Consider the following 21,569-nt stretch of genomic DNA (forward strand, 5'->3'; position numbering starts at 1 on the left):
CAACGCTATACAATGTCTATTTATTTTAAAATAGTTCTTGTATTTTTAGAACACTTATTTCTGTGAAATCTGAAATAACAATATTTGCTAAAGTATAATCTTGGCCAGAAGAATGAATACTTTTAAATCCTGCACAAAAAATTCCTGCTGCATAAGCTGCTTTAATGCCATTGGTAGAATCTTCAATGACCATGCATTGAGATTTATGATGTCCTGTATGCTCTGCTGCTTTTAAGAATATTTCTGGATGTGGTTTTGATTTTTTTAAATCTGCACCACTAAATTTTCCCATAAAATATTTATTGAGATCAAATCGTTCAAAGATTTGATTGATACCATTCATAGACGCAGAAGATGCTACGACTAATTTTACTCCATTAGCATAATACTCTTTTATTAAATCCAAAACACCATCAATTAAAGCCAACTCATCATCATTCTCAAACAAATACTTATAATTTTTACGCTTTAATCCCATTAAATATTCTGGAGAATCATTCAGATTAAAATGCTCTACAAGTCGCTTACAAATATTGATTGTTGATTGTCCAGTAAAGGATTCGTATAAATTAGAATCTACTTCGATATTGACATCACCAAACATTTGATGATAAGCCTTACGATGTAAAGGTTCTGTATCTACAATAACACCATCCATATCGAATAAAACAGCTTTGAGCATAACTTTCTTATATTTATGCGAATATAAAAAGTATATGTCATTGTGAGGACGAAGGAGGTGGCAATCTTACCATATTTAAATCAGAATATAATTTAGCCTAATAATACAATGCCAAAGAAAGGACGCGAAAAAAACACAGCAAATAAAGCCAAGCATAGTAAGTTAATTGCTCAGAAAAAGAATAAAACTAAAGCTAAGCAGGCTGAACGTAAAGCGCGTCTTAAAGCTATTGTAGAATTAGCAAAAACTAAAAAAGAAAGTAACATTTAAGTTATGTACTTTATTGTTTAATAAATTTTAATGTTTCACTCGTAGTATTCATCATGTTAAGTTCAATAAAATAAACTCCGCTAGATAATTCAGTAACATCTATTACACTTGAATTTTCTATAGTTGATTCCATAATTTTTGTACCATGAATATTGTAAATTTTGTAGTTAGTATCTACTAAGTCTTGAGATTGAACAGTTAATATATCTTTTACAGGATTTGGATATAATTTAACTGATGACCTTTCAATATTTGATGTCGATAATGTATACGCATTTAATTCTGCAACATAACTATCAACTGAAATTCCATCTTCCGTCCCACTCCAATCAGACCCAAACAAAAGCCGTGTTCCAGAAGGACTAATCGTAACATGAGGTTCGCCAAAATAATCTATATCCTCTTCATCAGATCTATGATGTGCTACTCTATAGACATCTGCATCAGTTGCATTAACCTTTGCTACAAATAGTTCTTGATCTAGAAGATCTTGTCCGTCTAAATCAAAACCCATCATGCTAACCGCTACCCAACCTCCTTCTGCATTTGTATGAGCCAAAGACGAAATATGAGTACCAGATTGTGGATAACCATAATCTGCATAAGATGTTACCGGAAAGCAATTACCATTAGTTGCATTATGAGCAACCAAAGTTCCTTGACAACCTCCATTTGGACCTTCTTCAAATCCAATAGCAAAATAGGCATCGTCACCATTGCTCAATTTGCCTAAACATGAATGTTCAGTTCCGTTCACATTAAATGCTCTCACAAAGTTTCCTGATGCATCATAAACATTACCTCCATGAAAAAACAAATTCCCGCTCGGAAAAGGCATCGGAGCCGTATAGGCAATATCAGTGATATTGAATTGCGTTAAAGTACTTGTAGAAATGCGATAATAATAAGTAGAAGTGTTACCACACCTAAAACTAACCACATCACTATCCCATGACATCATTTGAATATCATTTCCAAGCGATATACCTTCATTACAATTAGAAACCGTATTGAAATTAACAATGGTTGTTTTAGACATCGTTACTACATTATATTCTATGAAATCATTTGTAGTACTTTCATGATAATAAAGCAGTTGTGGATTGGTAAAATGCCACATAATAGTCTCTATATCATCTGGTGAAACATCAGTTAGATTTCTAATAAACGTATAATCTAATCCGTTTAACAATTGATGACCATTTGTATTTGAGTATAAAATAAGGTAAGTTTCATCTGCGTTCCAAGCTTGCATTGTACTATACATTGGCTTAATATAGCCACCTGGTAAAGCTTCAGAAATTCTTCTAATCGTTGTGTTTGGAAAAGAAGGATCAGACACTCCAGATAAGTAATCAGGTTTACTTAGTGGTTGCATAGGATGTGCACTTAGATCATTTGGAATGTAACCCTGAGATAAATCTTGAGCATTCGCAAAAAAAGTTGCAACAAAAAAAACAATAAATAGTCTCATAATCAAGAAGGTTAAGTATATAAATTATATACGCCTAAAATTGAATAAAAGACTTTCTAATATATCTTAATTATATTGAAATCAGTATTTTACCAGTAATACTTACACAACATTATCCATAATATCCTGAACCACTTCAGGATTCAATAACGTACTCGTATCACCTAACTGATCTGTTTCATTACAAGCAATTTTTCTCAAAATACGTCTCATAATTTTACCACTTCTGGTTTTTGGTAAACCTTCAGTAAACTGAATCTTATCTAATTTAGCAATAGGTCCAATCTGCTCTGTAATGACTTGATTAATTTCTTTACGCAAATTATCGTGATTTCTACTTTCTCCTGTTTCTTTTAACGTCACATAGCCATACAATGCATTTCCTTTGACATCATGCGGAAAACCAACTATTGCACTTTCTGCAACCGCTGGATGCTCGTTAATGGCATCTTCTATTGGTGCTGTACCCAAATTATGACCAGAAACAATAATAACATCATCTACACGACCAGTAATTCTATAGTAGCCAACTTCATCTCTTAAAGCTCCATCACCAGTAAAATACATGTTTTCATAAGCTGAAAAATAGGTGTCCTTATAACGTTGATGATTTCCCCAAATGGTTCTTGCTATACTTGGCCATGGAAACTTCACACACAAACGCCCATCAACTTGATTGCCTTTAATTTCTTGTCCATTTTCATCCATTAATGCTGGTTGAATACCAATAAACGGTAAAGTTGCATAGGTTGGTTTGGTTGGAGTGGCAAAAGCGATTGGTGTAATCATAATACCTCCTGTCTCAGTTTGCCACCATGTATCTACAATTGGAGCTTTTTTCTTTCCGACATTATCATCGTACCAATGCCATGCTTCTTCATTAATAGGTTCACCTACGGTTCCTAAAACTTTTATAGAAGACAAATCATATTTGTCTAAATGTTCAACACCTTCTTTAGCCAAAGCTCTTATAGCTGTTGGTGCTGTGTAAAATTGATTGACTTTATGTTTTGCCACAATGTCCCAAAAACGTCCAAAATCTGGATAACTCGGTACTCCTTCAAACATTACGGTCGTGGCTCCATTACATAATGGACCATAAACGATATAACTATGTCCAGTAATCCAGCCAATATCTGCTGTACACCAATACACATCTTGTTCTGTATATTGAAATACATTTTTAAACGTGTATGCTGTATAAACCATATAACCAGCCGTTGTATGTACCATACCTTTCGGTTTTCCTGTAGATCCTGAGGTGTATAGAATGAATAAAGGATCTTCTGCTTTCATAATTTCTGGTACACAATCGCTATAAGCATCGTCTAATAGAGGTTGTAACCAATGATCACGACCTGCTTTCATATTTATCTCCGAATGAATTCGCTTAGCAACTAAAACATTATCTACACAATCGCAATCTTCTAATGCTTCATCAACAATACCTTTTAAATCTATAGTTTTTGATCCGCGATATGAGCCATCACTAGTAATTACCATTTTACATTCAGAATCATTTATTCTAGTAGACAAAGCAATAGAAGAAAAGCCAGCAAATACTACAGAATGAATAGCGCCAATACGCGCACATGCTAATAAAGAAATCGCCAGTTCTGGAATCATTGGTAAATAAACACAAACACGATCTCCTTTTTTGATGCCTTTATCTTTAAGTACATTTGCAAACCTGCAAACGCGTTCATGCAACTGCTTATAGGTAATATGCTCTACTTCTTCCTTAGGGTCATTGGGTTCAAAAATAATAGCTGTTTTATCACTTCTGGTATATAAATGTCTATCTATACAATTCTCAGTAATATTTAGCTCTGCTCCTTCAAACCATTTCACTTCAGGCTTTTTAAAATCCCAACTTAAAACATTATCCCATTTTTTTCTCCACAAAAAATGCTCTTCTGCAATTTCTTCCCAAAATACTTCAGGGTTTCTAACAGACTTACGATAAACTTGGTAATATTCTTCTAAATGTTTTATGTGATAATTACTCATGCAATTAATGATTTATGGCTTCTTTAGCACCACTCGGAATCCTTATATTTTCAACAATATCCTGAACGTCTTGAGGCGGTGCTTTAGTAAATTTCATTATGATTATAGACACGATAAAGTTAAGCATCATCGCGATAGTACCAAAACCTTCTGGGGAAATTCCAAACCACCATTCACTTTTATCTGGAAGTACCTCATCAAACCAACCCAATTTATATTTCATCATATATAAAAGCATACTCACAATTCCTACAATCATACCTACAATTGCTCCTTCTTTATTCATGCGCTTATAAAAAATTCCTAAAATAATAGCCGGAAAAAAAGATGCTGCCGCTAATCCGAAAGCCAAAGCAACGACAGCTGCCACAAACCCTGGCGGATTAATACCGAAATAACCTGCAACACAAACAGCACCAACAGCGGAAAGTCTTGCTGCAACAAGCTCTCCTTTTTCCGATATCGAAGGCTTAATTATTTTTTTGATTAAATCGTGAGATACTGATGAAGAAATTACGAGCAAAAGACCAGCTGCTGTTGATAATGCCGCTGCTAAACCACCAGCTGCAACTAAAGCAATAACCCAATTAGGTAGCTTTGCAATTTCAGGATTTGCCAAAACCATTATATCTCTATCTACATATAATTCATTTAAGGTTTCGGGATTAGGTTTATTATAATCCAATTTACCATCTTCTCCTTTTAAAAATGCATCTCCGGCTAAATATTGAATCTTACCATCTGAGTTTTTATCTGTAAATACAACTAATTCTGTTTCTTCCCATTTCTTAAACCACTCTGGTACTTCCGCATAAGATTGATTAGAAACAGTTTCAATCATATTTGTTCTTGCAAAAGCGGCAACTGCTGGTGCAGTGGTATACAAAATGACAATAAGTAATAAAGCAATTCCTGCAGATTTTCGAGCATCTTTAACACGTTTCACCGTAAAAAATCTAACAATAACATGTGGTAAACCTGCTGTACCAACCATTAATGCTAGTGTAATGGCAAAAACATCTATCATAGACTTAGAACCTTCAGTATATTCTGCAAAACCTAGTTCAGTGCTTAAACCATCTAATTTATCTAGTAAATATGTACCAGAACCATCGCTTAATTCTCCGCCAAAGCCTAATTGTGGAATGGGGTTTCCTGTCATTTGAATAGAAATAAAAATTGCAGGTACCATGAAAGCGAAAATTAAAACACAATATTGAGCAACTTGTGTGTATGTGATGCCTTTCATGCCACCTAAAACAGCATAGAATAATACAATTAGCATTCCGATTATTACACCTGTATTAATATCTACCTCTAAAAATCTTGAAAACACAATTCCTACTCCACGCATCTGACCAGCTACATAAGTAAAGGATACTAAAAGCGCACAGAAAACAGCAACAATTCGAGCAGTTTTAGAATAATAACGATCTCCAATAAAATCTGGAACCGTAAACTTTCCAAACTTACGTAAATATGGTGCTAAAAGTAATGCAAGCAACACATATCCACCTGTCCAACCCATGAGGTAAACCGCACCATCATAACCTGCGAAAGAAATAATACCTGCCATAGAAATAAATGACGCTGCGCTCATCCAATCCGCAGCAGTTGCCATTCCGTTTGCTAAAGGCGAAACTCCTCCGCCAGCTACATAAAATTCTTTTGTAGAACCTGCTCTAGACCATATCGCAATACCAATGTATAATGTAAATGTAATTCCGACTAAAATATAAGTCCAAGTTTGAACATCCATTTCGGCTATTAGTAATAATTTATTCATCATAACCGTATTTTTTATCGAGCTTGTTCATCAGTTTGACATAAACAAAAATGAGTACTACAAATACATACATGGAACCTTGTTGTGCAAACCAAAAACCTAATTTAAAGCCTCCGATTTTAATAGTATTTAGTTCATCTTTAAATAGAATTCCTGCGCCATAAGACACCGCAAACCAAATTACAAGTAGGATTAAGACATACTTTATATTATCTCGCCAATAGGCTTTTGCGTTACTTTTTGATGCCATTTTTTTCTTGTTTTAATCGTATTATGTAGGCTTTTAATTCTTTAACCACTTTTGGTGCCAATAGAATTGTGGCCACCATAGTTGGTATTGCCATAAAAGCGAAGACTCCATCTATGAAATTAATCATGGCTTCAAACTCAGTTGTAGCAGCAAGAATAATACTAGAAATATATAAATAATTGTAATAGTGTTTTTTATCTGCTCCTATTAAAAATGACATACACTTTGTACCATAATAGGCATAACTAAATAAAGAAGATACACTAAATATAAATACACAAAGCATTAATAGATATTGACCATAAGGAAGCGCATCTTTAAAGGCCGAAGCGGTAAGGCTAACACCATTATCTGCAGTCGTTTGCCAAACTCCTGTGACTAAAATTGCTAATGCTGTCAATGTACAAACAATCAATGTATCTATTACTGGCCCTAGCATAGCTACTAAACCCTCTCTTACAGGTTCATCAGTTTTTGCAGCTCCATGAGCCATTGGCGCTGTTCCAATTCCTGCCTCATTAGAAAATGCTCCACGTTTTATTCCGAGGAGTATGAGTGCTCCTAACATACCTCCAAACACAGCATCACCTTTTATGAAGTTAGCTTCAAAGGCATCCGTAAAAATCATCATGAAATATTTCGGTACTTCTCTATAATTCATTCCAAGAATAAAAAGCACAAGAACAAAGTATAGTAATACCATGGATGGCACCATTTTAGATGCAATAGAACTAATACGTTTTAAACCCCCTAAAATTACAATGGTTGTAAAAACCACTAATACTGCAGCTATGATTAAGTTAGTATTAAAACTAACTTCTACTCCATTAGGAATTAATATGATATCATTTATGGCTTGTTTTAATTGATTCACATTAACCACTGGAAGCGCACCTAACATCCCAAAAACACAGAACATTATAGCTAAGAATTTCCAGTTTTTACCTAAACCTTCTGTGATAAAATACATTGGTCCACCTTGTAATTCTCCATTACTATCTTTACCTCTGTACATTATAGCTAAAGTCGATGTGAAAAATTTAGTAGCCATACCAACAATAGCACTCACCCACATCCAAAACATAGCTCCAGGACCACCAACTGAAATAGCTAATGCAACACCTGCTATATTCCCCATACCAATTGTAGATGATAGTGCCGTTGTTAATGCTTGAAAATGCGAAATCTGACCAGGATCATTAGGATCGTCATACTTTCCTCGTAGAACACTAATAGCATGTCCTATATATCGAAATGGTAAAAACTGAGAACGAATCAATAAATATAATCCGCCACCAATTAATAATATAAGTAACGGTAAACCCCAAGCAAGGGACGAAAAATCTTTGAGTAGTTGGTTAAGAGTCTCCATAGATTATAAATGTAGTAATCCTTCTAAACTTATTCTCTATTGTTTACAATTAATTTAGAATCGAATCTCTAAGCTATTGATTATAAGTTTAGAAAAAGTTAACTTAGCTCATCAACAAATTTAGCAACAATAAATAATCGATATTAAATTTTAAAATATGAAAACTAAGACATTAATTATTGCTTTAATACTATCAATAGGTGTTTTTAACTCTTGTACTGATAAGAAAAAAGCTAAAGAGGAAACTAAAACAGAAGTTATAAAAGAAGAGACCAAAACTAAAATCGAGGACACTACATCTGAAGACGAAAAAAGAAGATTAGATAGTATTCGTCAGGTTAAAGAGCATGGACATGCGCACTAATTAAATGACTATGAAAATAGCAAAATTAACGACTCCAATTATAGTAATTCTTTGTTGTCTCGTTTCTGTTTCGGCTTATGCACATGGTGTAGATGATGAAACACAATCATTTTTATCTACAAATAAAGGTATTGCATTTGGTCCTTTTCTTTACATAGGCGCTAAACATATGCTTACGGGTTACGATCATTTACTTTTTTTAGTCGGAGTTATTTTTTTCTTATATCGAACCAAAGAAATTATTCTATATGTAAGTTTTTTTACTATTGGTCATAGTGCAACGCTTTTATTTGGAGTTATGGCAGACATCAACGTTAATGCTTATTTAATCGATGCCATAATAGCTTTATCTATTGTTTATAAAGGATTTGATAATTTAGGAGGATTCAAAAAAATCTTAGGAACGCAACCTAATACCAAAGCAGCCGTTCTAATTTTTGGATTATTTCATGGCTTTGGACTTGCCACAAAACTGCAAGAATTTGAATTTGATAAAGAAGGACTTTTTACGAATTTATTGGGCTTCAACTTAGGTGTAGAAATTGGTCAGTTCTTGGCTTTGGGATTTGTACTCTTAATTATTTCATTTTGGAGACAATACAGTAGCTACCTCAAGTTTTCCAAAATCACTAATATATTTTTAATGGCAGCAGGTTTTTTATTACTTGGCTACCAACTAACCGGATACTTTTTCTCATAATAAATACGACATGACAACAAACAATCAACCTCATTTAAGTAAAGGCCAATTATTAAAATCATTAATAATCGCCATAATTATTGGAGCGATAGTACTAGTAACTGCTGTATTACCTGCAGAATATGGTATTGATCCTTTAGGAACAGGTAAACTGCTAGGTTTTTCTGAATTGTATCAAGGAAATAATCAAGCAGAAAATTATGATAGTTATTCTAGCTTGAATTTTAAAACCATAAAAATGGAAAAATTGGGTTCACCAAAAAGTACTCCCAAACCAAGTGAAGCCAATAATCCACCACCCGAAAATCAATATCCAGAAAGAGAAGATACTATTGAAGTCGTAGTACCAGCTAAAAAAGGGGTTGAGTATAAATTTAAAAGCCTAAAACTAGGCCATACTAAATATGAATGGACTTTAGACAAAGGTGTTGTATACCTAGACTTTCATGGTGAAGTAAAACAAGAAAATCCTCCAAAAAATGTATTCTATGAAAGTTATACTGTAGCTTATTCTAATAATATGGCTGGCACATTTACTGCGCCTTTTGAAGGAAAACATGGTTGGTATTTTAGAAACGACACCAGTGAAGATATTGTTGTTACAATTAAACTTAATGGCGAGTATGAGCTATTCAATTAGAATATTAGTCTAACAAATCACTAGCTTGAGCGCAAAACGCCTGTACTTTATTGATGCTGTAAGAGCATTTGCAATTTTAATGATGCTGCAAGGCCATTTTATAGATACACTTTTAGATGTATCTCATAGAGATTCTAGCAACATGGCTTTTAAAACTTGGGAATACTTTAGAGGAATTACTGCACCAACATTTTTTACAATTTCGGGTTTAATATTTTCTTATCTACTTATTAAAGCAAAACATAGTGGTACCGAAAAAGAACGAATGCGCAAAGGTCTAATACGAGGCTTAATGCTAATTGGTATAGGATATTCGCTTAGAATTCCCATTTTTGAATGGCTTATCGGAAAATTCAATAGCTATTTCTTAGTTATAGATGTTTTACAATGTATTGGCTTATCCTTAATCATTATTGTAGTTATATATCGGTTAACCTTCAAGAAAACACTTATATTCTCTATATTAATGCTGTTGTTTGGATTAGCTATATTTATTTCAGAACCTCTGTATAGAGGTATAGAATTACCTAATATTCCTAAATTATTTGCCAACTATTTATCAAAATCTAATGGTTCAATTTTTAATATTATTCCTTGGTTTGGTTATGTGGCATTTGGAGGCTTTATTTCTACTTTATTTTATAGGTATGTAGAGCGTCCAAGATTTAAAGTCGCTATTGTATCTGGTTTTTTTGTTGTAGGCATCCTTTTAATTTCTAAATCTGCTTGGTTATTAATGCAGCTCTATTTTATTACGGATTTAGAAATACTAAAGGATGTAGCGTATTACAACTATTTATTCACCAGATTTGGAAATGTTCTAATTCTTTTTGCATTATTCTACGCCGCTGAAAACTATATTAAACAACCCATTATTTTAAAAATTGGACAAAAAACACTTTCCATTTATGTTATTCATTTTATCATTATATATGGAAGTTATACAGGTATAGGCTTGCATCAACTTATTGGTAAAACTTTAGTTCCTTGGCAAGCTATAATTGGTGCATTGTTCTTTTTAACTACAGTTTGCTTTATCTCTTTTTATTATGTAAAAACCAATAAGTTTATTTACTCTAGTATTAGAAAGTTAATAGATAAAGTAAAAAAATACACGAATTAAGGCATTTTAAACTTGTATCTTTAAGTGCTAATATCATATAACTAATTATGAAAACTACAATAGAAACTTTCTATAAAGCTTTTACTAATCTTGATGCAGACACTATGATTTCATGTTATCATGATGATATCGTTTTTGAAGATCCTGCCTTTGGAATTTTAAAAGGTGATCGTGCAAAAGCCATGTGGCAAATGCTATGCGAATCTCAAAAGAAAGGGCAAAATTTTAAAGTTGTTTATTCAGATGTTAAGGCTATTGAAAATAAAGGATCTGCGCATTGGGAAGCCTTTTATACGTTTAGTAAAACCGGTAGAAAAGTTCATAATAAGATTGATGCCCATTTTGAATTTAAAGATGGCTTAATTATAAAACATACGGATTACTTTAATTTACATAGCTGGGCCAAACAAGCCATAGGAATAAAAGGATTGTTGTTTGGAGGTATGAAGTTTTTTAAAACAAAATTACAGACGCAAACCAATTATCTTTTAGACAAGTTTATAAAAGAAAAAAAGCCATCTTCTTAGCGGCAGATAGCTTTTTTTAATAGCAATGTTTCTTTTTAGGGACTTAAAAGTTTACTTTATGTTTCATTGCATAATATCTAACACAAATCTTATGCCAAAGATTAATTATTCTTAAAGTTAAATATTAGAAATGAGATCGGGCTATTCTAAGACACCATTGGCAAAAAAATTAGGTTTAAAAGCAGGTTTTAAAATCTATTTATATCATGCACCAGATCATTATATTGATTTGTTCGACAAACTGCCCGACAACTTAGAATATTTAAAAACTTCGGATGCTGTGCAATTGGATTTTATACATGCTTTTTTTACTTCACGCGAAGCTTTAAAAGAGGCAATTCAAAATTTAAAAAAAGGCTTAAAACGAAATGGAATACTTTGGTTGAGCTGGCCAAAAGGTACTTCTGATATTGCAACTGATATTAATAGAGAAATTGTAAGATCCGTTGTTTTAGAAACTGGATTAGTAGATATCAAAGTAGCAGCAATAGATGAGGATTGGAGTGGTCTTAAATTTATGTATAGACTAAAAGACCGAAAATAACTAACTAAAGTCTTTAACCTTACCTTCTACCCCTTTGTAAAAGGATTTCATAAACTTAAAATCTGCCTCCATATTATCAGTAGGGTAAAAAGGTTCTGAGACTTTGTTTTGCTTGTTCTTAAAATCTAAAGTGTACATTATTATTGGCACTTTTGCAGCTTTAGCAATGTAATAAAATCCTGTTTTCCAATTTTTGACTTTCTTCCTTGTGCCTTCTGGTGCTAACGCCAAACGAAATTCATCTTCTTCTTTAAATAGCTTAGCAATGGCTTCTACCTTATTTTGTCCAGAAGTTCTATCTAATGCTTTACCTCCAACGGCTCTAAAATAATAACCAAACGGCCAAGTAAAAAGTTCTTTTTTACCAACAAAATTAGTTTTTACACCAACAACTTTTCTTAATAATATTGAAATAGCAAAATCGTACCAACTCGTATGTGGAACGGCAATGATAACAGCTTTTCTAATTGTATCTTTAGAAAAATTGATATTACCAACAACTTTCCAACCCAACAATTTAAAATAAATGAATTTTGCTAACCAGCGCATCTGACACCATTTTGTTTATTAAAATTTAAACACTTTTTAAGGTGTTATGCCGATAGACATAATCGGTATTACATCTTTTTATAGAGCTCTAGGAGTTTTTGTCTTGTGATAATGGTCTTCCAATTTTTACCAATAGCATTTTCCCATAGTGGCTCTAAACTTAATGCTACATCAATCATTTTATCGAACTCATAGTCTTCTAAATTGGCACAGATGCCTTTGGGTAATTCTATATTATGCTTGGCCTTCATCTCCTTGAATAATGAAACACCCTGAGGATAATAGTCTTCTAAATGATTAAAAACAATGCAATTTCCGATACCATGCTTTATTCCCAATAGATAACTTAAGCCATAACTCATAGCATGAGCAACTCCAACTTGAGAATACGCAATACTCATACCACCATGCCAGGAAGCCATCATTAATTTGTCTTGTGCTTCTTCTGTGCTTAAAGTATCTTCTAAAAATATTTCTTTACACAGCTCAAACGCCTTTTCACCATAGCTATGACTAAATGCATTCAAAAACGTACCATTGAGTGATTCTATGCAATGCACAAAACAGTCCATACCAGTATAAAACCATTGATCTTTTGGAACGCTCTTAGTCAATTCAGGATCTAATATGACCTGATCAAAAGGCGTATGATCACTGTTTATTCCGAGTTTACGCTCTGGACCAGTTAGAATTGTAGTACGTGAGACCTCAGCACCAGTTCCAGAAATTGTAGGAATGCCAACATGATAAATCGCAGGATACTGAATTAAATCCCAACCTTGATAATCTTTTGATTCACCTTTATTGGTCAGCATTAAAGACACTGCTTTGGCAATATCCATAACTATGCCTCCACCAATACCAATAATTCCAGATGGTAATTCGCTATACTCAAGAATAATGTCTTCAACCAGTTGATCTATTTGAGATGTTTTTGGTTCTTCTATTGTTGGTACATATATGATTTTATCCTTGTAGGACAACGTTATTCTAGACGTTAACCAATGATTGCCCTTAAAGACATCATCGACATAAAATATAAATGGTGCATTACGGTTTTTTCGTTTAGGCGTTAAAATTTCATCTAGTTGATTGAAACTTCCACGTCCGAAAACAACTCGCGACACCATTGGATAATTTTTGTATATCATTTACTTTATATCTTTGACAAAAATAATAACTTAGTTTATTTTTTAGTACCGAAAAAATCTAAAATTTCCGATAAACTATTTATGGTTTTATAATCAGATCCATTTGTATCTTTTTTCGAAACCTCTTCATGTTGCCAAGTGGTATGAAAAGGAACATGAATAGCTTTTGCACCAATGTTTACCAACGGTAAAATATCTGATTTTAAGGAATTACCTACCATTAAAAAAGCTTCTGGTTCAATATCTAGATGCTTTAATAATTTGGAGTAATTGGCTTCTTGTTTTTCACTTAAAACTTCAATATGATGAAAATATTTTAATAATCCCGACTTTTCTAATTTTCGTTCTTGATCTAATAAATCACCTTTGGTGGCCACAATTAATCTGTAATCTTTTGATAACCCTTTAAGTACTTCCTCTACTCCATCTAACAACTCAATTGGTTTGTTAATCATGTCTTTACCAATCTTCAACATTTCCCCAATTACTTTGTTAGAAACTGTTCCGTTAGATAATTCTATAGCAAGCTCAATCATAGATAAAACAAACCCTTTAACACCATAACCATATGTCGGAAGGTTCTTAATCTCCATTTTAAAGAGTTCTTGGTCTATCTTATTAGGAGTTTCATAATGCGATAATAATAGACCAGCTTCCTCTTCTGCAGCTCTAAAATAAGTTTCGTTTACCCAAAGTGTATCGTCTGCATCGAAGCCAATTACTTTTATATTTTGATAGTCTTTATTCAATATTTAATTCATTATCAAAAGTTGCAGAAACTACTTCCACAAACGCTTCGCTTTTTCTAAATCTTCTGGTGTATCAATTTCTACTCCCTGTACTTGAGTCTCTACCATTTTAATACGCTTTCCGTATTCTAAATACCGAATACATTCTATTTTTTCAGTGGCTTCAAGAAATTGCATTGGTAATACTGCAAAATCTAATATGGCATCTTTTCTAAATGCGTAGATGCCTTTATGCTTAAAATATCGTGTTGCTACATCTTTATCTCTTGGAAAGGGAATCGGACTTCTAGAAAAATATAAAGCAAAATTATTCTGGTCTACAATAACTTTTACAGTATTAGGATTTTCAATTTCATCCCAATCGGTAATTTCAACCATAAGCGATGCCAAATCAATTTCCTTATTTACATCACTTTTAAATACCTCTAAAACGCTATGTAAACTCTCCCGCTCAGTAAATGGCTCGTCACCCTGTACATTAACTACGATATCACAATCTACATTTGCCACGGCTTCTGCAATTCGATCACTACCAGATTCGTGCTCCTTTAAACTCATAATGGCTTTCCCGCCATTATTCACAATTTCATTGAAAATAATATCACTGTCTGTCACTACATAAACTTCACTAAAAAGTTGTGTCGCTACAGTAGCTTCATAGGTTCTTAAAATCACCGATTTACCTGCTAAATTTTGCATCAATTTACCTGGAAATCGCGATGCACCATAACGTGCGGGAATCATTGAAATAATTTTCATTTATGTGATTTGTATAAAGAACTCATTTAAATTCAAAAATAATATTTTAAGATGATTTTGGTTGGTTTGGACGTATCTTTTTATAAAGCCTGTAAATAAAATAGAATATCAGAACTACCAGAATTATAGCCAATATTGGCAGAAAGATAGATATTATAGACATTACAATAGAAGTAGCTGTTTCTATTGTACTTACTATAGGATTTGCAAAACCAGCAGTAGAAACGGTTGAACCTAATCTTGTGGCACTAGTCGAACTTTTTACAGCTGCGGCTGTACCTCCACCAGCAATTATAGCCAATGCCCAAGTAATTACTGGACTTAAATCTGCAACTGTTGATACCATTACTGCTGTACCAGCGATAGTTGCCAGTGGAATTGCGATAGTATCTAAGGCATTATCAACTACTGGAATATAATAGGCAACAATTTCAACCAATGTAGCAATACCAAGAGTGATTACAGCTGCTGAACTCCCAATCCATAACCAAGATTCATTAAGGCCCCACTTGCCAAAATAAGTTGCTAAACTTAAAGCAAACAAAGGCAAGAAGACTCTAAAACCTACAGATGCCGCAAGCCCTATACCCAAAAACACGCTAATAATCGTTTCTGTTGTCATTCTTCTAATTTATATCTTTTTCAACAAACATGTCATCTTTAAACCCAATTAAATAGAGCTTTTCTTTGGCTCTTGTAATTGCTGTATATAACCAACGTATATAATCTTTATCCATTCCATTTGGCAAATAAGGTTGTTCTACAAAAATGGTATTCCATTGCCCACCTTGTGATTTATGACATGTAATAGCATAAGAGAATTTTACCTGCAAAGCATTGAAGAATTTATTGTTCTTCACACCCAAAAAGCGTTTGTAATTAGAAGGTTCATCTTCATAATCCTTTGAGACTTCTTGATATAATCGATTAGATTCTTCATAACTCAGTGAGGCACTTTCTACATCAATGGTATCTAAAAGCAAAACCGTTTCGAAAGGTCGCATACGTGGATAATCTACCATTTTTACTTTTACTTCAGCAAATCTAAATCCATATAATTCTTTAATACTAAAGATTTCGAGCACTTCAATGATATCACCATTGGCAATAAAACCTGCTTCAGTTGTTGGTTTAATCCAAAAGTAATTATTCTTTACAACCATTAAATAATCTCCAGCTGAAAGTTCGGTTTCATTAAATAAAATGCGCTGCCTAATTTGCTGATTATATGCATTAGCACGTTTATTACTTCTAACAATAATAGCTGTTTCCTCATAACCATTTTCACTGTATGCATCGTTAATAGCATCCATAATTTCGTACCCATCAATTAAACGCACACTGTCTGTATAACCTTCTAAATCGAATTTAAAACTTTCATAAAAAGTAGATTCTAAAACCGCTCTAAGTTCTGTGGCATTATTTAAAATACCAGAGTCTTGTTCTTGTCGTACCACTTCATCTAATTCAATACCTATAACATCTTTATTATAGTTTAAGCTTAGTTTATTTTCATTTAAAGCTGGACTCAAATCTGATTTTACTGGTGGTAATTGTGCTTTATCGCCAATAAGTAAGAGTTTACATTGATGACCAGAATACACATATTGCATTAAATCATCGAGTAAAGAACTACTTTCAAAAGATTTTGAATCTGATGGCGTATCTGGAATCATCGATGCTTCATCAACAATAAAAATTGTATTTCTGTGCTTATTAGGTTGCATTACAAATTTTACGCCACCACCTTTATCTTTTTTTGGAAAATAGATTTTCTTATGAATAGTAAATGCTTCCTTTTTAGAATAATTTGAAATTACCTTAGCCGCTCGTCCCGTTGGTGCTAATAAAATTGCGCTCTTTTTTGCTTGCCATAAATTAGAAACTATAGTACCAATAATGCTGGTTTTACCTGTTCCTGCATAGCCTTTAAGTAGATAAATTGAATTTTTATTAGTGTCAAAAATAAATTGAGAAAGCTGCATTAACACCATATCTTGCTTAGATGTTGGCGTAAATGGGAACTTAGATTTTAGAAACGAATAAAATGCAGAAGCATTAGAAATCATAAAGAAATAAATATATAGCAAGATAGTATTATTCTATATTTTTTAGATACATAACTCATTTAGTTCGATATTTTTAGTGTTTTTTATTTTAGATAGTTTTAACCAACAAAAAAAAATTGTAGATTTGCGATAGACCTAATTAATAAACTCTCATATATGATAATTTTAGCAATTGTATTAATTATAGTATTAACCATAGCAATTGTTTGGTTGATCGACAAGTTTGTTCCAAAGAAAATGAAACCTCTTATTCATCTTGTACTTTGGGCCATAATTATTTTCTTAAGTTATACAACGTTTATGTCTGTATATGAAGAAATTAAATTCAATAAGCTGAAGGTTGAGCGCTATAAAAAAGTTATTGATCGCCTAATTGATGTTAGAGATTCTGAATTAGCTTACAAAGAAGTACATGGTCAATACACAGCTAGTTTTGACTCATTAATAAAATTTGTTGAAAACGGAAAAGTGCCAATTACACAAAGACGTGATACATTAATATTAGATGAAGAGCGTACTCGTGCCTTTGGTGGTGTTGAGACTTTTATGACTAAAACTCTAATTGACACCTTAAGTTTTTACTCTGTTAAGGATTCAATTTTTAATGGTTCTGATCGTTACAAAACAATGATGAATGTTGGTGTTGGTAAAGAAGGAGCCAAATTTGTACTTAAGGCCGGAAAACTAGAAGACATATCCGTGTTTGAAGCTAGTGTAGAAAAAGCTGTAATTTTAGACGACCAAGAAAAATATCTCATCGAAAAGGAAAACCAAGTGGTTTCTGTTGATGGTGTTAATGGATCTAGATTAACTGTTGGTTCTATGGAAGAAGTATTCACTAAAGGAAACTGGCCAAAGAGCTACACAACTAAAGAATAAGTTTGAAAGAAAATAATATTAAAGAACTGTCCATTCAAATTAATTTGAATGGGCTTTCTTTTTGTATCCTAAATAAGGAAACAAACTCTATTGAATTTCTTAATACAATAACGTTTGCGAATAAGCTAACTCCAAACGAAGTTCTTAATCATCTTAAGGCAGAATTAAGCAGCAATACAGCATTTTCCGAAGATTTTGATGCCGTTACAGTGATTCATCAAAACGAGTTAGCTACCCTTGTTCCTAAAACGCTGTACAACGAAAACAATAAGGCAGACTATTTAAAGTTTAACTCTAAAATTCTTAGAACTGATTTTATCACAGAAGATGATATTAATGTAAATGAAAGTATTAACGTTTATGTACCTTATGTAAACATCAACAACTATATTTTTGAAACCTTTGGTGCGTTTGTTTATAAACATTCATCCAGCATACTAGTTGATACTATTTTAAGTAAGGAAAAGCGCGCTGAAGATCCAATCGTATATATAAACATTAATATGCATACTATTGAATTATTAGCCGTCACTAAAGGGCAACTTCAATTGTTTAATGTTTTTGAATATCACAGCAAAGAAGATTTTATTTACTACGTCCTATTTGTATACGAGCAATTAAAACTCGATGTAGAAACCACACCAATAAAATTAAGCGGAATTATTGACAAAGATGATGAACTTTATTCCATCTTATACACCTACGTAAGACATATAGAATTTATTGATTCCGATTTAGATTATAAAATTTCTGAAAGCATTAAAGATAAAAATGTTCACCATAATTATCTTATTTTAAATTCCTTTTAATGCGTATAATATCTGGTATTTTCAAAGGTAGACGCATCACAGCGCCTAAAAAGCTTCCCGTTAGACCAACAACAGATATGGCTAAAGAAGCATTGTTCAACATCTTAAATAATCAGTACTATTTAGATGATATATCTGTCTTAGATTTATTCTCTGGCACCGGAAATATAAGTTATGAATTTGCTTCAAGAGGTACAGAAAACATTACTGCCGTTGATGATAATTTTGGTTGCATAAAATTTATTAATGAAACCGCTGAAGCATTTGAAATGCCAATTAATACTATAAAAAGTGATGTTTTTAAGTATTTAGAGAAATCGAAACAAAGACATACTATTATTTTTGCTGATCCACCATACAATTTTGAACTTGATGCATTTTCAAAAATTCCAGAGTTGGTATTTGAAAATCAATTATTAGAAGATGAAGGTTTACTAATTGTAGAACATTCTAAACATACTGATTTAAGTCATTTAGAACACTACTCACATTCTAAGAGCTATGGTGGAAATATGTTTAGTTTTTTTAGTTAAAAACAAAGCTTCGTGTTAACACGAAGCTTGTTTAATTAAGCAAATCTATAAGCCGAATTCTGTTCATTCTGAACTCGTTTCAGAATCTCTTCCTTACAAGAACAAAACTACCTTATCATTTATCTACGTTTACTGTTACGAGCAAACTTTAGCTGCCTACCCTCTAACAATCGCGCGTGTACGCTCTCCCGATAGCTATCGGGACGTTAGTATACATGACATTGCACCACATAGAGTTTACCTGATTTCACTACAGCATTACCTGTACATACTTTCTGTTGCACTTTTCCTCACCTTTCGATGGATGGCTGTTAACCACTATGATTACACTATGGTGTTCGGACTTTCCTACCTAGTGCTGAACTTGTTTCAGTACCTTTTTCAAAAAAGCTATTTACTAAATTGATAAGATGCTGAAATAAATTCAGCACAAGATCGATAAGGCGATCTGCTTGGCGCAAAAGTACACAAATTGTTAATAACTCATACTAAATATAGTCGTTAACAATCGGCTATTTATAGGTTATTCTTAAATTTGTAATTCAGTTCAAAAATCAAGTTTAATAGCATCGAAAGATGCTGAATCTAGTTCAGCATAAGTTGGAACATTTCGTAGTATCGGCTCGTAAATACAGACCACAAACCTTTAAGGATGTTGTTGGTCAGCAAGCTATTACAAATACGTTGCTTAATGCTATTGAGAACAATCACTTAGCACAAGCTTTATTATTTACGGGTCCACGTGGTGTTGGTAAAACAACATGTGCACGTATTTTGGCCAAAATGATAAACAGTGATGGCAATACAAGTGAGGATGAAGATTTTGCTTTCAATATTTTTGAACTCGATGCAGCATCAAACAATTCAGTTGACGACATTAGAAGTTTAACTGATCAAGTCCGCATTCCACCACAAGTTGGAAAGTATAAGGTATACATCATAGATGAGGTACATATGTTATCTCAAGCCGCTTTTAACGCGTTTTTAAAAACCTTAGAAGAACCACCTAAGCATTGTATATTCATTTTAGCAACTACTGAGAAGCATAAAATCATTCCAACGATTTTATCGCGTTGTCAGATATTCGATTTCAAGCGCATTACTGTAACTGACGCAAAAGAATACTTAAAGTATATTGCCAAAGAACAAAATATCACTGCGGAAGACGATGCACTGCATATTATTGCTCAAAAAGCAGATGGAGCTATGCGTGATGCTTTATCAATCTTTGATCGTGTGGTTAGCTTTTCTGGTAAAAATCTAACTAGACAAGCCGTTACTGAGAATCTTAATGTACTTGATTACGAAACATATTTTACGAGTACAGACTTAATATTAGAGAATAAAATTCCTGAATTACTAGTGCAATTCAACACCATACTATCAAAAGGATTTGATGGTCATCACTATATTGCTGGCTTAGCATCTCACTTTAGAGATCTAATGGTATGTAAAAACCAATCAACTATCGAACTATTAGAAGTTGGAGAAGATACCAAGCAAAAATATATTGAACAGTCGCAAAAAACGTCTAATAGTTTCCTCATGAAGGGCATTCAACTTGCTAACGACTGTGATTTGAAATATAAAACAAGTAAAAATCAACGTCTATTAGTTGAACTTACGCTCATGCAATTAGCCTCTATCACTTTTGATGGAGAAAAAAAAAACAGTAAGTACTTCATAATTCCTCCTTCTTACTTTAAGGCTAAAGGTATTACTCCGATTCCTGTTAAAAAGCCACAAATTGAAGAAGTAAAGACACCAGAAAAGGAAATCGTTAGAGAAGTAGAAGTTATTCAGAAAGAAACGCTTTCTGCAGTTGCGGAACCTGTTGTTATGCCAAAAATTTCAATTAACAAACCCAGTAAAGTTACTTCAGGATTATCGCTAAAGAGTATAAAAGAAAAGAAAGAACATCTTATACGGCAAATGGATGTTGTTATAGATGAAGAGGATTTACCTAAAGAGCCAGTTACACAAGAAGCTTTAACCGAAGCATGGAAGACCTATACTGCTAGAATGGATAAAAAAGGTGAAAAAATTATGGCTTCTATTTTGCAAATGGATACTCCAAAACTAAGAGGTACCACTATACATCTCACCTATTCTAATAATACCAATAAAATTGAACTAGAGCGTGCAGAGTTTCCGTTAATGGCTTTTCTAAAGAAGACGCTTCTGAATTACGATTTAAAATTAGATATTACGGTTAATGAGGAAGTTGCTAAGAAATATGCTTTTACTCCAGAAGAGAAATATGAAAAATTAAAAGAGAAAAACCCAAACATTGAGCTTTTGCGAAAAACATTTGGTTTAGATATTTAAT

General features: G+C 32.9%; 23 protein-coding genes and 1 other RNA gene. 11 read left to right on the forward strand and 13 right to left on the reverse strand.

Annotated elements, in window-relative coordinates:
- Nucleotides 1-25: 25 nt before the first annotated feature.
- Complete coding sequence (locus SJY34_RS05815; RefSeq protein WP_400079929.1) at nt 26-682, reverse strand: HAD family hydrolase; 657 nt, start codon at nt 680-682, stop codon at nt 26-28.
- Between the two features lie 108 nt (nt 683-790).
- Between SJY34_RS05815 and SJY34_RS05820 the strand changes: the two genes are divergently transcribed.
- Nucleotides 791-952, forward strand: a complete 162-nt coding sequence (locus SJY34_RS05820) for a hypothetical protein (protein ID WP_400079931.1) — start codon at nt 791-793, stop codon at nt 950-952.
- Between the two features lie 10 nt (nt 953-962).
- On the opposite strand, the gene SJY34_RS05825 is transcribed toward SJY34_RS05820, so the two are convergent.
- From SJY34_RS05825 to SJY34_RS05845, 5 genes are all read right to left on the reverse strand, one after another.
- Nucleotides 963-2,426, reverse strand: a complete 1,464-nt coding sequence (locus tag SJY34_RS05825) for a T9SS type A sorting domain-containing protein (RefSeq protein WP_400079934.1) — start codon at nt 2,424-2,426, stop codon at nt 963-965.
- 102 nt (nt 2,427-2,528) lie between these two features.
- Complete coding sequence (gene acs / locus SJY34_RS05830; RefSeq protein WP_400079937.1) at nt 2,529-4,436, reverse strand: acetate--CoA ligase; 1,908 nt, start codon at nt 4,434-4,436, stop codon at nt 2,529-2,531.
- Nucleotides 4,437-4,440: 4 nt separating this feature from the next.
- Nucleotides 4,441-6,195, reverse strand: a complete 1,755-nt coding sequence (locus SJY34_RS05835) for a sodium:solute symporter family protein (RefSeq protein ID WP_400081336.1) — start codon at nt 6,193-6,195, stop codon at nt 4,441-4,443.
- 19 nt (nt 6,196-6,214) lie between these two features.
- On the reverse strand, nt 6,215-6,472 hold the full coding sequence (locus SJY34_RS05840) for a DUF4212 domain-containing protein (RefSeq protein WP_400079940.1): 258 nt from the start codon (nt 6,470-6,472) through the stop codon (nt 6,215-6,217).
- The gene (locus SJY34_RS05845; protein WP_400079943.1) at nt 6,456-7,844 is read right to left on the reverse strand and encodes an alanine/glycine:cation symporter family protein; all 1,389 of its coding nucleotides are present in this window, start codon (nt 7,842-7,844) and stop codon (nt 6,456-6,458) included. Before SJY34_RS05845 ends, SJY34_RS05840 begins: the two co-directional genes overlap by 17 nt.
- A 157-nt stretch (nt 7,845-8,001) precedes the next feature.
- On the opposite strand from SJY34_RS05845, the gene SJY34_RS05850 reads away from it, so the two are divergent.
- From SJY34_RS05850 to SJY34_RS05875, 6 genes are all read left to right on the forward strand, one after another.
- Nucleotides 8,002-8,208, forward strand: coding sequence for a hypothetical protein (locus SJY34_RS05850; RefSeq protein ID WP_400079946.1), 207 nt, complete (start codon nt 8,002-8,004; stop codon nt 8,206-8,208).
- A gap of 4 nt (nt 8,209-8,212) precedes the next feature.
- Nucleotides 8,213-8,908 (forward strand): HupE/UreJ family protein, encoded by a 696-nt coding sequence (locus SJY34_RS05855; protein ID WP_400079949.1) that lies wholly within the window; start codon nt 8,213-8,215, stop codon nt 8,906-8,908.
- Nucleotides 8,909-8,918: 10 nt separating this feature from the next.
- Nucleotides 8,919-9,548, forward strand: a complete 630-nt coding sequence (locus tag SJY34_RS05860) for a hypothetical protein (protein WP_400079952.1) — start codon at nt 8,919-8,921, stop codon at nt 9,546-9,548.
- A 25-nt stretch (nt 9,549-9,573) separates the two neighbouring features.
- Complete coding sequence (locus SJY34_RS05865) at nt 9,574-10,671, forward strand: heparan-alpha-glucosaminide N-acetyltransferase domain-containing protein (RefSeq protein WP_400079954.1); 1,098 nt, start codon at nt 9,574-9,576, stop codon at nt 10,669-10,671.
- Between the two features lie 47 nt (nt 10,672-10,718).
- Entirely contained in the window at nt 10,719-11,198 is a 480-nt protein-coding gene (locus SJY34_RS05870; RefSeq protein ID WP_400079956.1) for a nuclear transport factor 2 family protein, read from the forward strand.
- A 130-nt stretch (nt 11,199-11,328) separates the two neighbouring features.
- Nucleotides 11,329-11,742: a DUF3052 domain-containing protein gene (locus SJY34_RS05875; protein WP_400079959.1), complete on the forward strand. Its 414-nt coding sequence runs from the start codon at nt 11,329-11,331 to the stop codon at nt 11,740-11,742.
- Here SJY34_RS05875 and SJY34_RS05880 read toward each other — a convergent pair whose 3' ends face one another.
- The 6 genes from SJY34_RS05880 to SJY34_RS05905 form a co-directional block, all read right to left on the reverse strand.
- The gene (locus tag SJY34_RS05880) at nt 11,743-12,291 is read right to left on the reverse strand and encodes a 1-acyl-sn-glycerol-3-phosphate acyltransferase (RefSeq protein WP_400079962.1); all 549 of its coding nucleotides are present in this window, start codon (nt 12,289-12,291) and stop codon (nt 11,743-11,745) included.
- Between the two features lie 68 nt (nt 12,292-12,359).
- The gene (locus tag SJY34_RS05885) at nt 12,360-13,442 is read right to left on the reverse strand and encodes an iron-containing alcohol dehydrogenase family protein (protein ID WP_400079964.1); all 1,083 of its coding nucleotides are present in this window, start codon (nt 13,440-13,442) and stop codon (nt 12,360-12,362) included.
- Between the two features lie 35 nt (nt 13,443-13,477).
- A complete protein-coding gene (locus SJY34_RS05890) occupies nt 13,478-14,191 on the reverse strand; it encodes an HAD family hydrolase (protein ID WP_400079966.1) in 714 nt (237 codons plus the stop codon).
- Nucleotides 14,192-14,221: 30 nt separating this feature from the next.
- On the reverse strand, nt 14,222-14,950 hold the full coding sequence (kdsB, locus tag SJY34_RS05895; RefSeq protein ID WP_400079969.1) for a 3-deoxy-manno-octulosonate cytidylyltransferase: 729 nt from the start codon (nt 14,948-14,950) through the stop codon (nt 14,222-14,224).
- Between the two features lie 46 nt (nt 14,951-14,996).
- Nucleotides 14,997-15,572 (reverse strand): DUF4126 domain-containing protein, encoded by a 576-nt coding sequence (locus SJY34_RS05900; RefSeq protein WP_400079972.1) that lies wholly within the window; start codon nt 15,570-15,572, stop codon nt 14,997-14,999.
- A 4-nt stretch (nt 15,573-15,576) separates the two neighbouring features.
- Entirely contained in the window at nt 15,577-17,019 is a 1,443-nt protein-coding gene (locus SJY34_RS05905) for an ATP-dependent RecD-like DNA helicase (protein ID WP_400081338.1), read from the reverse strand.
- 156 nt (nt 17,020-17,175) lie between these two features.
- Between SJY34_RS05905 and SJY34_RS05910 the strand changes: the two genes are divergently transcribed.
- The 3 genes from SJY34_RS05910 to rsmD are packed head-to-tail and all read left to right on the forward strand — an operon-like array spanning nt 17,176 to nt 19,240.
- Nucleotides 17,176-17,898, forward strand: coding sequence for a hypothetical protein (locus SJY34_RS05910; protein ID WP_400079975.1), 723 nt, complete (start codon nt 17,176-17,178; stop codon nt 17,896-17,898).
- A gap of 2 nt (nt 17,899-17,900) precedes the next feature.
- Complete coding sequence (locus tag SJY34_RS05915) at nt 17,901-18,707, forward strand: DUF3822 family protein (protein WP_400079977.1); 807 nt, start codon at nt 17,901-17,903, stop codon at nt 18,705-18,707.
- Entirely contained in the window at nt 18,707-19,240 is a 534-nt protein-coding gene (gene rsmD / locus SJY34_RS05920) for a 16S rRNA (guanine(966)-N(2))-methyltransferase RsmD (RefSeq protein ID WP_400079980.1), read from the forward strand. The genes SJY34_RS05915 and rsmD overlap by 1 nt, the downstream gene beginning before the upstream one ends.
- Nucleotides 19,241-19,276: 36 nt before the next feature.
- Here rsmD and rnpB read toward each other — a convergent pair.
- An RNA gene (rnpB, locus tag SJY34_RS05925) (RNase P RNA component class A) lies at nt 19,277-19,691 on the reverse strand.
- A 149-nt stretch (nt 19,692-19,840) separates the two neighbouring features.
- On the opposite strand from rnpB, the gene dnaX reads away from it, so the two are divergent.
- A complete protein-coding gene (dnaX, locus tag SJY34_RS05930; protein ID WP_400081340.1) occupies nt 19,841-21,568 on the forward strand; it encodes a DNA polymerase III subunit gamma/tau in 1,728 nt (575 codons plus the stop codon).
- Nucleotide 21,569: the final 1 nt, after the last annotated feature.

Origin of the sequence: Winogradskyella sp. R77965 (assembly GCF_044594915.1) — a bacterium.
Taxonomy (GTDB): domain Bacteria; phylum Bacteroidota; class Bacteroidia; order Flavobacteriales; family Flavobacteriaceae; genus Winogradskyella.